Origin of the sequence: Amycolatopsis sp. NPDC049688, assembly GCF_040674975.1 — a bacterium.
GTDB lineage: Bacteria > Actinomycetota > Actinomycetes > Mycobacteriales > Pseudonocardiaceae > Amycolatopsis.
This window is the reverse complement of record NZ_JBFANY010000024.1, coordinates 107,014-118,493: the sequence shown is the minus strand read 5'-3', so window position 1 is coordinate 118,493 and position 11,480 is coordinate 107,014. Positions and strand designations below refer to the sequence as shown.

General features: G+C 71.0%; 12 protein-coding genes. 3 read left to right on the top strand and 9 right to left on the bottom strand.

All coding sequences use genetic code 11. The features are described 5' to 3' along the window. Positions 1–382: 382 nt before the first annotated feature. Both AB0J55_RS43020 and AB0J55_RS43015 read right to left on the bottom strand, forming a co-directional pair. Positions 383–1,777, bottom strand: a complete 1,395-nt coding sequence (locus tag AB0J55_RS43020) for a S8 family serine peptidase (protein ID WP_364262973.1) — start codon at positions 1,775–1,777, stop codon at positions 383–385. Positions 1,778–1,840: 63 nt separating this feature from the next. Next, complete coding sequence (locus AB0J55_RS43015; RefSeq protein WP_364262970.1) at positions 1,841–2,080, bottom strand: hypothetical protein; 240 nt, start codon at positions 2,078–2,080, stop codon at positions 1,841–1,843. Positions 2,081–2,123: 43 nt separating this feature from the next. Here AB0J55_RS43015 and AB0J55_RS43010 point away from each other — a divergent pair, with 43 nt between their 5' ends. Continuing rightward, positions 2,124–3,368, top strand: coding sequence for a D-alanyl-D-alanine carboxypeptidase family protein (locus AB0J55_RS43010; protein WP_364262967.1), 1,245 nt, complete (start codon positions 2,124–2,126; stop codon positions 3,366–3,368). Here AB0J55_RS43010 and AB0J55_RS43005 read toward each other — a convergent pair. From AB0J55_RS43005 to AB0J55_RS42975, 7 genes are all read right to left on the bottom strand, one after another. After that, positions 3,365–3,802 (bottom strand): helix-turn-helix domain-containing protein, encoded by a 438-nt coding sequence (locus tag AB0J55_RS43005; protein WP_364262964.1) that lies wholly within the window; start codon positions 3,800–3,802, stop codon positions 3,365–3,367. The genes AB0J55_RS43010 and AB0J55_RS43005 overlap by 4 nt on opposite strands. Continuing rightward, positions 3,799–4,908 carry an acyl-CoA dehydrogenase family protein gene (locus AB0J55_RS43000; protein ID WP_364262961.1) on the bottom strand — a complete coding sequence of 370 codons (1,110 nt, stop codon included), beginning with the start codon at positions 4,906–4,908 and terminating at the stop codon, positions 3,799–3,801. The genes AB0J55_RS43005 and AB0J55_RS43000 overlap by 4 nt, the downstream gene beginning before the upstream one ends. A gap of 57 nt (positions 4,909–4,965) precedes the next feature. After that, positions 4,966–5,976 carry an inner membrane protein YhjD gene (yhjD, locus tag AB0J55_RS42995; protein ID WP_364262958.1) on the bottom strand — a complete coding sequence of 337 codons (1,011 nt, stop codon included), beginning with the start codon at positions 5,974–5,976 and terminating at the stop codon, positions 4,966–4,968. A gap of 65 nt (positions 5,977–6,041) precedes the next feature. Further along, positions 6,042–6,539: an AAA family ATPase gene (locus AB0J55_RS42990; protein WP_364262956.1), complete on the bottom strand. Its 498-nt coding sequence runs from the start codon at positions 6,537–6,539 to the stop codon at positions 6,042–6,044. Further along, a complete protein-coding gene (trpS, locus tag AB0J55_RS42985; protein WP_364262954.1) occupies positions 6,536–7,570 on the bottom strand; it encodes a tryptophan--tRNA ligase in 1,035 nt (344 codons plus the stop codon). The genes AB0J55_RS42990 and trpS overlap by 4 nt, the downstream gene beginning before the upstream one ends. 46 nt (positions 7,571–7,616) lie before the next feature. Beyond that, positions 7,617–7,970 carry a hypothetical protein gene (locus tag AB0J55_RS42980; RefSeq protein ID WP_364262991.1) on the bottom strand — a complete coding sequence of 118 codons (354 nt, stop codon included), beginning with the start codon at positions 7,968–7,970 and terminating at the stop codon, positions 7,617–7,619. A gap of 312 nt (positions 7,971–8,282) precedes the next feature. Next, a complete protein-coding gene (locus AB0J55_RS42975; protein ID WP_364262951.1) occupies positions 8,283–9,092 on the bottom strand; it encodes an exodeoxyribonuclease III in 810 nt (269 codons plus the stop codon). Between the two features lie 428 nt (positions 9,093–9,520). Here AB0J55_RS42975 and AB0J55_RS42970 point away from each other — a divergent pair, with 428 nt between their 5' ends. Together AB0J55_RS42970 and AB0J55_RS42965 are read left to right on the top strand one after the other, a co-directional pair. After that, entirely contained in the window at positions 9,521–10,279 is a 759-nt protein-coding gene (locus AB0J55_RS42970) for an MBL fold metallo-hydrolase (RefSeq protein ID WP_364262948.1), read from the top strand. 603 nt (positions 10,280–10,882) lie between these two features. After that, positions 10,883–11,458 carry a WHG domain-containing protein gene (locus AB0J55_RS42965; RefSeq protein WP_364262945.1) on the top strand — a complete coding sequence of 192 codons (576 nt, stop codon included), beginning with the start codon at positions 10,883–10,885 and terminating at the stop codon, positions 11,456–11,458. Positions 11,459–11,480: the final 22 nt, after the last annotated feature.

The window sequence follows — 11,480 nt, the reverse complement described above, 5'->3', positions numbered from 1 at the left end:
GTCGGGTTTGTCAAGGCACGCTTTCCCGCCTTGACAAACCCGACCGGCGGCTGAAACTCCTACCGGAGGGGCGGGGGAGGTCGGACCCGCCCTGCCGCGGCAGAACAAAGCCGCGGCAGAGTCTTTCTGCCGCGGCTTTAAAGACATGTCCTCGCCGGACGGGCAGGCTCTGGGATGACCCCTCGTGCCGCTGTCGTCTCTCGTTGGGGAGGTGGGCCGCTGGGTGGTCATCCCGTCGCCTGAACGAGGCCTATCACTTTGAGCCGGGCCCGCAATCTTGCGCTGTCACCCGCGCGTTGCGCTCTGTGTTGCGGGCCCGGCTCAAAGTGATTTGACGGCCTCAGGCGACGGGATGACCACCCAGCTCCTTCATTAAGTCAAGTCAGCGGACCGCGTCCAGGGCGTTTACCAGGCCGTGGCCGTAGTACGAATTGTTCTTTGCCGGGCCCGTGCACTCCGTCTCCGTTGCCGTGCACTTCACGACGTCCGCCTCGCCCTCCAGCAAGCGCGTCAGCAGCCACGGCGGTGCTCCTCGGAAGCGCGATGCCAGCAGGGCCGCCACCCCGGCCACGTGCGGGGATGCCATCGATGTGCCGCACTTCGAGCCGTACGAGCCGCCGAACACCGTTGATGACAGGGGGCATGCCGGGCCGGCTCCCTCTGGTGGGGTCTGGGAGAAGTCGCCGCCCGGGGCCGTTACGGCGATCTCGCCGTAGTTGCTGAACGAGGACTTCGTGCCCGCGTAGCCCACCGATGACACGTTCACCACGCCGTCGATTGCCTTCGGGAGGATGCCGCACGACGCGTCCACCGGGTGGGGGCGGTTCGGGTCCGTTGTCTGCTTCGTCGTGTCGAAGCCCGAGTTGCCCGCCGCGGCCACGTTCAGGACGCCGTGGTGGGTTGAGAACTCGATTGCGCGGCGGACCGCTTCGTACGCTGCCGCGTCGCCTGCTTCGTGCGAGCAGAAGAACATGCCCGGGTCGACGTAGTAGCTGTTGTTCGTCACCGGGAAGCCGTGCTGCGCCGCCCAGACGAAGCCGCAGACCGCCGCCTCCGGGAAGATGTAACCCGCGTCGTTGACCACCTTCACCGAAGCCAGGCGCACGCCGGGGGCGATGCCCGTGAAGCCCGCCGCCGGGTCCTTGCCCGCGATTGTGCCCGCCACGTGCGTGCCGTGGTCCGATGTCGTCGGGGCCCAGGATGCCGGGGACAGGTCCGGTGCGCCCGTCACGCAGCCCGCCGACGCCCGCGGGTCGACCGTGTTGCGAAGCGCCGGGTGCGTTGCGTCGATGCCCGAGTCCAGCACGCCGACCGTCACCGAGCGGCTGCCCTGGTAGATCTTGTTGGCCTCCGGCGCGTGGATTGCCTTCATGTCCCACTGCTGGGCCGAGAGGTCACCCGCGGCCGCCGTCGACCGCGTGTCCTCCAGGGTCCGCACCGCGCCCAGGGAGCGGGCCGCCGCGCCGGACGAGGAAGCCACGTCCTTGCCGCCCGAGTACGCGCGGTAGACGCCGATCTTCTGCTGGAAGTCCGCGTTGCGCGAGCTGGCGATCGCGACGCCGATCTCGGCGTAGTACGCGACCTTCGTGCCGCACTTGGCCGCCAGCTCCTTGTCGACGGCCGCCGCGCGGGTGCCCGGCTGGTACGTCACGACGTAGGTGTACGGCGTGCTCGTCGTGTCGCAGGCGGCCGGTGCGGCTTCGGCCGCCGGCGCCGCGAACAGGCCGCCGCCCACGGCCAGCACGAGCGGGGCCGCCATTCGGCGTATACGGGACATTCCACCTCCAGGGTCAGTGGCGCCAACCTAAACCGGCCCCGGGGGGCGCGCCACCGACCAAAGTCAGGAGGAAACCCGCGAAGTCGCCCGGACTCCGCGCCAGCCCAGGACGCCGATGGCCGTGCCGAGCAGGAACGACACGACGGTCAGCACGGCGTGCACGACGAAGTACGCCGTCGGCGAGCCGCCGGGGGTCCAGGACCGGTCGCTGTCCCACAGGTTCTTGGCGAAGGTGATCCAGATGATCCAGGACCACACGCCGAAGGCCAGCAGGAACAGCGAGGTCCGTCGCGAAATGCGCATGCCCCTGAGTATGCGACGCGGGCCGCGGCGCTAGATTGCGTGGGTGCACTCCGTTGTCTCCCGGTCGCTCAAGGTCTTCACGACGACGCTCTCGGCCGCCCTCCTGGCCCTGAGCACGCCGGCGCTGGCGGCCGCGGCGCCGCAGCAGGGCCAGTGCGCGAACCACCAGGCCCCGCCGCCGCCGGTCGACACGTCGGAGAAGCCGGCGCCGGGCAAGCAGGTGCCGCCGCCGCTGGCCGTGCCCGCCGTCCCGGTCGGCGGCCCGCGGATGGCCGAATGCGGCCTGATCACCCCGGACGGCGCCCTCAACCCGCCGGACGGCAACACCGCGGCGTCGTGGGTGGTGCAGGACCTCGACAGCGGCGCGGTCGTCGCGGCCAAGGACCCGCACGCCCGCCAGCGGCCCGCGTCGCTGATCAAGACGCTGCTCGCGCTGGTCGTCGTCACCCAGCTGCAGCCGCAGCAGCCGATCGTCGCGACGAAGGAGGACGCGGAGCAGGAGTGCACCTGCGTCGGCCTCGTCGCCGGCGGCCAGTACACCGTCGACCAGCTGCTGCACGGCCTGCTGATGCACTCGGGCAACGACGTCGCGCACGCGCTCGCCACGGCGCTCGGCGGGGTCGACTCCACGGTGGCGAAGATGAACGCGCTGGCCGCGAAGATCGGCGCCCTCGACACCCGCGCCGCGACGCCGTCCGGCCTGGACGGCCCGGGCATGTCGACCTCGGCCTACGACCTCAGCCTGATCTTCCACTACGCGATGAAGCAACCGGAGTTCGCGAGCGTCGTCGCGACGAAGAACTTCGAGATCCCGGCGGCCGGCGGCAAGCCCGCCATCCCGATCTGGAACGACAACAAGCTGCTCGGCGTCTACCCCGGCTTCCTCGGCGGCAAGACCGGCTTCACCGACGACGCCCGCCACACCTACGTCGGCGCGGCGCAGCGCAAGGGCAAACGGCTCGCCGTCGTCATGCTGCGGGCCGAGCAGAAGCCGACGAAGGTGGTCGACCAGGCGGCGAAGCTGCTCGACTACGGCTTCGCGCTGGAGGACGACCGCGCGGCGCCGGTCGGCCAGATCAGCTACCAGGCGCCGGCCACCACCTCGGAGAACGGCGACCCGTCAGTGCTCGCCGACGGCGGCACGGGCACCGGCAACAGCGGCACGTCCGCGGCCGCGGCGAAGGACGACCCGTTCGGCGTCACCGGCTGGATCATCACGCTGGTGGTGTTCCTGATCATCGTCGGTGCGTTTGTGGTCGGGCACCAGCGCAAGCGGGCCACGCGCTAGCGGAAGCCGGGGCCCGGCTCCGGCGTCACCCGATCGGTGGTGATCTCGCCACCGCAGTGCCGGCAGGCCACGACGACGTCGGCGACCTCGCCGCAGTCCTGGTGCCGCAGGAGGATCGGCGGCCCCTCGGGGCCGGCCAGGTGCCGGTCGCCCCACCGCATGAGCGTGACGACCGCGCCGAAGAGGTCGCGCCCGGCCGGGGTGAGCACGTACTCGGGCACGGGGTCGACGCGGTCGAGCACGCCGGCGTCGACGAGGGTCTTGAGCCGGGCGGACAACGTCGGCCGCGGGATCGACAGGTTGCGCGCGAACTCGCCGTAGCGGCGGACGCCGAAGAACGACTCCCGCAGGATGAGCAGGCTCCACCGCTCGCCGACCAGGTCGAGCGCGCGGCCGACCGAGTCCGCGGTGAACCGGTGCGCCAGGTCGGTCACAGCTGCTCCGTGCGCGCGGGGACGCCCAGCAGCAGCTTGCCGGACAGCTCGTAGCTGGCCGGGTTCACCTGGAAGTGGGCGGTCGCCGTGTGGGCGTCGCGGAACCGGCGCTGCAGCGGCGAAGTCTCGTAGATCGCTGCGCCGCCGCCGAGGTCGTACATGCTTTCGGCGACCTTCGCGGCGGTGCGCGTGACGTGCGTGGCGGCCAGCCGGAGGCCGAGCTTGAGCGCGTCCGGCACCGGATCGGTGCCCTGCGCGGCCTGCCAGGCGTCGTCGATGCTCGTGTAGAAGAGCAGCCGCGCCGCGCGCAGGGCGGCTTCGGCCTCCGCGACGGCGGCCTGCGTCGGGGACCGCTCGGCCAGCGACCGGCTGGAGCCGAGCGGTTTGCGTGTAGAGGCGAGCTCGACGAGGTCGTCGATCGCGCCGCGGGCGTTGCCCAGCGCGGCCGCCGCGACCGACAACGCGAAGAAGCCGAACAGCGGAAACCGGTGCAGCGCAACGGCTTCCGGCGGCGGGCCGCCCATCACCGAGAAGACGCGGTGCTCCGGGACGAACAGCTCGTCGGCGACGCAGTCGTGGCTGCCGGTGCCACGCAGGCCGGTGGTGTGCCAGGTGTCGAGCACTTCGATTTCGGCCTTCGGCAGCGCGGCGACGTAGAGGGCGCTTTCGTGCACGAACCCGGCGAAGAGCCAGTCCGCGTGCGGGATGCCGCTGCAGAACGCCCAGCGGCCGGTGACGACGTACCCGCCGTCGACCCGGCGTCCGGTGCCGCGCGGCGCCCAGACGCCGGCGGCCACCGTGCGCGGGTCGCCGAACACCTCGTCGGCGCATTTCCGCGGCGCGTACGCCGACAGCAGGCTGCTCGTCACGGCGATCGAGACGCACCACCCGGCGGAGGCGTCCCCGCGCGCGACCGTCTCGGCCGTTTCGAGGCTGACGGCGGGCGGCGCTTCGGGGCCGCCGAGGTAGCCGGGGACGCCGGTGCGGAACAGCTGCGCGTCGACGAGCTTCGTGACGAGTTCGGGTGGCAGCGCGCGGTCCCGTTCGGTGACCGGGGCGAGCGTCTTGGCGAGGTCGGCACACTCGCGGGCGGCGTCCAGCAGCACGAAACCCTCCGGTTCAGAATTCTTACCGGTTCAGTTTCTTTACCGCCACCGCGGCTGTCAAGACTTGCGGCGGCCTCCCAGCCACGCCAGCAGCGCACCGGCGCTGAAGGCCCCGGCGACGGCCCCGAACCCGGGTCCGCGCTGCACGGTGACCCGCTGTTCGAGCCGCACCGGCGGCGGGGGCTCGACGACCGTGCGCTGGTTCTCCTTCGCCGTCGCCGTCCACGCCGTGACGAGCAGAAGGAAGCGCGAGACGAGGTTGGCGAACACCAGCAGGCCGATGACCGGCCCGAACAGCGCGAACGAAGGCGAGTTGGTCACGCTGGCCAGGTAGAAGGTGGCCGCCTGCTGCAGGATGACGAATCCGACGGAGGCGAACACGGCCCCCTTCACGGCACTGCGCAGCTCGACGCGCTCGCGGGGCAGGCGGGCGATCACCCAGATGAAGACGAGGGTGTTGGCGAGCAGGCCGAGCACGATCGTCGCCACCCGGAGCAGGAAGTTCGCCCAGGCGGCCTGGTCGAGATCGACCAGCTTGAGCAGGAAGCGCCCAACACCGCCGCCGACCGCGGTCAGCGCGAACGACACGATGAGCGCGACGCCGAGCCCGATGAGCGCGACGAAGTCCTTCGCTGTCTGCTTGACGAACGGCTGCGATTGTTTCTCCTGCCCCCACTGCGCGGTGAGCGCGTCGCGGAGGTTGGCCATCCAGCCGATCCCGGAGTAGAGGGCGATGAGCAGACCGAAGATCCCGATCCCGCTGCCGGACTTGAGCGCGGCGTCGACGATGCCGGTCACCAGGGGCTGCAGACCGGACGGCACCGAGTGCTGGATGCTGTCGCGGATCTGCTTGATGATGTCCGGGTCGTTGTTGACGGCCAGCCCGACCACGGCGAAGGCGACCATCAGGATCGGGATGACCGACAGCACGCTGAAGTAGGTGATGGCGGCGGCGTAGTGGTTGCCGTACCGCTCGGTGAAGGCGTCGTTGGCCCGGATCAGGTGGTCGAGCCACGGGTACTTCCGCTTCAACCGCGGAAGCAGCTTTTCCTTCTCTTCGTTCGCCACCGTGAAACGCTAACCACGGTGTGTGCACCCCGCAACGCGAGCGGCTCACGTGAGGGAGGCCCGGCTCAGGTGAGAGCAGCCAGCAGAGCGGGGTAGGCGTCCGCCGCGGTGAGGGCTGGGACTCCGCGGCTCGCCGCGAAGGTCGCAACCGCGTCGTACGCCCGGTCCAGGGCCGGCTCGGTCAGCGGAGCCGCAGCCTCGACCTCCGACCCACGAGCGGCGAAGCGGTGCCGGGCCACCGCGCGGCCCGGCAGCAGCACGAACTCGTGAAAGCTCGCCCGGCATTCGGCCGCCAAGGCTTCGAGGCGCTCGGGGAACCCGGGCCGGGCCACCAGTTGCGGCACCACCACATCGTGGCCCGCACCGAGATGCGTCCGGGCCGCCGCCAGCGCGATGTCCCGCGCCAGGGAACCGGCTTCGCCCGGAGATGCGCGCCAGCCGCCGAGCATCGCGCGGAGCCGGTCCACGTCCAAGGCCAGCGCCGGCGGGTGGTCGTCGGCGTAGCGCCGGGCGAGCGTCGACTTGCCGCTGCCCGGCGGGCCGTTGAGCAGGATCAGCTTCACCGCACCGGCGGCAGGAACCCGATCCGCTGGTAGGTCCTGGCCAGCGTCTTCGACGCCACCTCGCGCGCGCGTTCGGCACCCGCGGCGAGCACCTTGTCCAGCTCCGCCGTGTCGTCCAAATAGGACTGCGCGCGCTGCTGGATCGGCGTCACCCACTCGACGAACACCTCGCCGAGGTCCTTCTTCAGGTCGCCGTAGCCCTTGCCCTCGTACGCCGCTTCGAGGTCCGCGATCGAGCGGTCGGTCAGCGCCGAGTAGATGGTCAGCAGGTTCGACACGCCCGCCTTGTTCTCGGTGTCGAACCTGACCTCGCGGCCGGTGTCGGTGACCGCCGAGCGGATCTTCTTCGCCGAGCGCTTCGGGTCCTCGAGCAGCTCGATGATGCCGTTGACGTTCGCCGCCGACTTGCTCATCTTGGCCGTCGGTTCCTGTAGGTCGTAGATCTTCGCGGTGTCCTTGATGATGTACGGCTCCGGCACCACGAACGTCTTGCCCAGCCGGTTGTTGAAGCGCTGCGCGAGGTCGCGCGTCAGCTCCAGGTGCTGGCGCTGGTCCTCGCCGACCGGGACGGCGTCGGCCTGGTAGAGCAGGATGTCCGCGGCCTGCAGGACCGGGTAGGTGAACAGGCCGACGCTGGAGCGGTCGGAGCCCTGCTTCGCGGACTTGTCCTTGAACTGCGTCATCCGGCCGGCCTCGCCGAAGCCGGTCTGGCATTCGAGCACCCAGCTGAGCTGGGCGTGCTCCGGGACGTGGCTCTGGACGAACAGGGCGCTGCGCTGCGGGTCGATGCCGATGGCGAGCAGCTGCGCGGCCGAGACGCGGGTGCGCTGGCGCAGCACCTTCGGGTCCTGCTCGACGGTGATCGCGTGCAGGTCGACGACCGAGTAGAACGTCTCGTGCGTGTCCTGCAGCTTCACCCACTGGCGCAGCGCGCCGAGGTAGTTGCCGAGGTGGAACGAGTCGGCGGTCGGCTGGATCCCGGACAGGACCCGCGGGCGGCGCTCTGCTGCGACGGTCTGCTCTTCGGCCACGTCAGGATTCTTCCAGGCCGGGCTGACCGGCGGGCGGCGAGGGCCCTCAGGCGTGCGGACGCGGGGTGAGGAACGGCCGGGTCGGCGAGGCATCGGGCTCGCCGAGGACGGCTTCGGCCATCGCGGTCACCGGATCCTTCTCTTCCGGCAGGGCCGGGGCGGCTTCGGCGACCCGCGCCTTGCGGCGCTGCCGCAGCACACCGAGCGTCATGCCGACGATGCCGAGCGCAACGGCGACCAGGCCGACGGGACCGAGCAGGCCGAAGGTCTCGGCGTTGGTGTCGGCCTGCGCGGTCGTCGTGACCGCGGCGAACGCGCTGCCGCCGCCGGCCAGGAGCAGGCCGGCCGGAACGAGCGCGACGACCGCGGCCGCGCGGAAACCGCGCAGCATGGACCGCAACAGGGTTCGACCTGGGTTGCGCACCGGAGTGCCTCCCGCGAGTGACGAGCGAAACGCTCACCCATTCGAGTGAGACGCTGCATGCTACTGGTCAGAAAACTACCGAGCGTGTCAAGACCTGCCGATACTGATCAACTCGGAAGCGAGGGTAGCGCTCAATCCGTAATACGCTCCGAGCGCCCCCACGGTTCACTTCGATCACTCGACTGGGTGGCGCTGCTACTACCCGAAGCAGAGCAAGCCCGGAGCGTGCCCGAACGGGTGTCACCCGTTGGCCGGCTCGTTGTCCGGCCACGCCTGCACCCGTTCGGGTTACCGGGGGAAGTCGATGTCGTAGGTGGCGGTGACGGGGGCGTGGTCGGACCACCGCTGGTCGTAGGCGGCGGCCCGTTCGACGACGACGTCGACGACCTTCTCGGCGAGGCCGGGTGTCGCGAGCTGGCAGTCGATGCGCCAGCCGGAGTCGTTGTCGAAGGCCTGGCCGCGGTAGGACCACCAGGTGTAGGGCCCGGGGCCGTCGGGGTCGAGGCGGCGCTGGACGTCGGTGAAGCCGGCTTCGGTGTAGACGCGGCCGAGCCAGGCGCGTTCCTCGGGCAGGAAGCCGGAGTTCTTCCGGTTGCCGCGCCAGTTCTTGAGGTCGACGGTGTCATAGGCGATGTTCCAGTCCCCGACGACCAGCGCCTCCCGCCCACCCGCGGCGGCCTTCGCCCGGAGTTCCCCGAGGTAGGGCAGGAAGGCGGCCATGAAGCGTTCTTTTTCGTCCTGCCGTTCGGTACCGACATCCCCGCTGGGCAGGTAGAGACTGGCGACGACGACGTTCGGCAGGTGGACTTCGAGGTACCGCCCGGAGTCTTCGAACTCGGGTTCCCCGAAGCCGACCCGGACTTCTTCGGGCTCTACACGGCTGTAGACGGCAACGCCGTTGCGCCCCTTGAGGGCGGAGGGGGCGTGCACGGAGAACCACCCATCGGGTTCGACAACGGAGGCGGGAAGCTGACTGGCTTCGGCACGCACCTCTTGGCAGGCAACAACATCGGCTTCGGTGGCGGCGAGCCATTCGACGAAGCCCTTTTTGGCGGCGGCACGAAGCCCGTTGACGTTCACGGTGGAGACGGTCAGCACGAGCCCACGCTACCGGCCGAGCTGACGGCGGCCGGCCATCGGGCTGGCGGGGGTGGCGGGTGCGGCCGCGGCGATGGCGGCGGGCCGCCGGTCGCCAGGGTGGCAAGCGGTGGCGGTGGGCCGCCGGTCGCCAGGGTGGCGAGCGGCGGCCGGCCGCCGGTCGCCGGCTGCCAAGGGCGCCCGCGGCCCGACCAGCGGACTGGCGCGAACGGGCACGGGCAGGCCGGTGGCGGCCGGTGGCGTTGGCCCGCCGATCGCCACGGAAGGCCGGTGGTCGCGGCGGCGGTGGCCCGCCAGTCGCCAGAGCGGCGGGCGGTGGCCGTGGGCCGCCGATCGCCACGGAAGGCCGGTGGCCGTGGTGGTGCTGGGCGCCGCGGTCGTGCAAAACCGGTGCCGACAGCCGTTGCCGTTCTGACAGACTGCCGCGCATGGGCGATGCGGGGAGCCGGGTGACCGTGCTCGGCAGTTGCGGTGCCTGGCCGGAGGCCGGGCGGTCCTGCGCCGGTTTCCTGTTGGCGTACAACGGTTTCCGTGTCGTGCTCGACCTCGGATACGGGGCTGCCTCGCGGCTGTTCGCGCATTGCCGCGACGGGTTGCCCGATGCCGTGGTCGTGACGCACGAGCACCCGGACCATTGCGCCGACATCAGCGCCCTCGGGCGGGCCTGGCACTACACGGTCCAAGCCGGCACCCCATCGGCGCGCCTGCCGCTGCACTGCACGCCCGGCACCATCCGGCGGCTCGAGGCGATGGAGCCACGCCCGCATCCGGCGACACTGTTCGACGTGCACGACCTCGCCGACCCGGCCGAGATCGGCCCGTTCCGCCTCACGCCGTACCCGCTGCCGCACCACCAGCCGAACTTCGGCGTGCGCCTGAGCGCGCCCGGGCTCACCGTCGCGTACACGGGCGACACGGGACCCTCGCCGCTGCTGGCCGAGCTGGGCCGCGACGCGGACCTGTTCATCTGCGAAGCCACCCTCCGCACCCCACCACCGGAGGGCGAACCCCGCTACCTGATGACGGCCACCGAGGCCGGCCATTGGGCAGCCGAGGCCGGAGCCCGCCGGCTCCTGCTGACCCATTTCTGGCCCGGAACCGACCGAACGGCAGCAGCCGAGGAAGCCCGCACCGAGTTCGGCGGTGAGGTGCTGGTCGCGGAAGAGGACCTCGTCCTCGAGCTCTGAGGTCGGCCGCCGGCTCCCCCAGCCAGCGCCCCACGCCCCCGAACCGGCGGCCCGACCTCTCCGAGCCCGACGCACCCAGGGCCCAAACCGGCGGCCCGACCTCTCCGAACCCGGCGGACCCAGGGTTCCCAGTCCAGCGACCACGCCCAAACCGGCGGACCTGGCCCCTCAGAACCCGCGGCTCAGGCTCCCCAGCAGACCCCGACTCCCCAGCCCAGGGTCTCCGGCATCCAAGCCCCCGACGGCACCGCAGCAACGGTTCCCCGGCCGGCCCCAGGCTCCCCAAGCCCGACCCCGGCCACCCAGCAGCCACCGCAGGATCTCCGCCCCCGCGCTCCGACCCCCGTCCAAGCACGGTCCCCAGCCTCGACCCCGACCGGCCCCGGCCCGCGAGACTCCCCCTGGAGACCCCGCGGACCCACCGCATCCAGCCCTGCCGCATTCAGTTGTCGCCCGCCCCCGGACGTCCCCTCCTTCCCGGCGACCCACGCCGCCACCTGCGGTTTCCTTCCGGATCAGTTCTAGCACCCACCACCGACAAAAACCGGCCCCTGACCCCAGAAGGTACGATCATTAGCTTTAAAGCTATGAAGAGTAGCCACCATGTCCCCTAGAGCCGGCCTGACCACAGACGCCGTGGTCGATCTCGCCGTCAAGATCCTCGACGAAGCCGGTCCCGGGGAACTCACCCTCGCCAAGGTCGCCGAACGCGCCGGCGTTGCCGCCCCCTCGCTCTACAAGCACGTCAAGAACCTCGCCGACCTGAAACGGCTGATCGACCTGCGAATCGTCCGGGAAATGGCCGACGCGCTCCGGACCGCCGCCACCGGGCGCGAACGCGGGGACGCCATCAAAGCCATCGCCGACGCCTACCGCGCCTACCTGCAGCACCACCCGCACCGCACCGGAGCACTGACCGCCGCCCCGGACCGCGCCGACGACGAACTCAGCCAAGCCACCCACGCCGTCGCCGAAGTCGTCTTCGCCGTGCTCAGGCCCTTCGGCTTCGACCACGTCCAAGCCGTGCACGCGACCCGCTGCCTCCGCGCCGCCGTACACGGCTTCGCCGGCCTCGAAGCGTCAGGCGGCTTCGGGCGCCCCGAAGACGTCGACGAAAGCTTCGAAGTCCTCAAAACCATGCTCGTCCAGGGCCTCACGAACTACTCGGAGCAGAAATGAGCTTCTTCCTCGCCGTACTCCT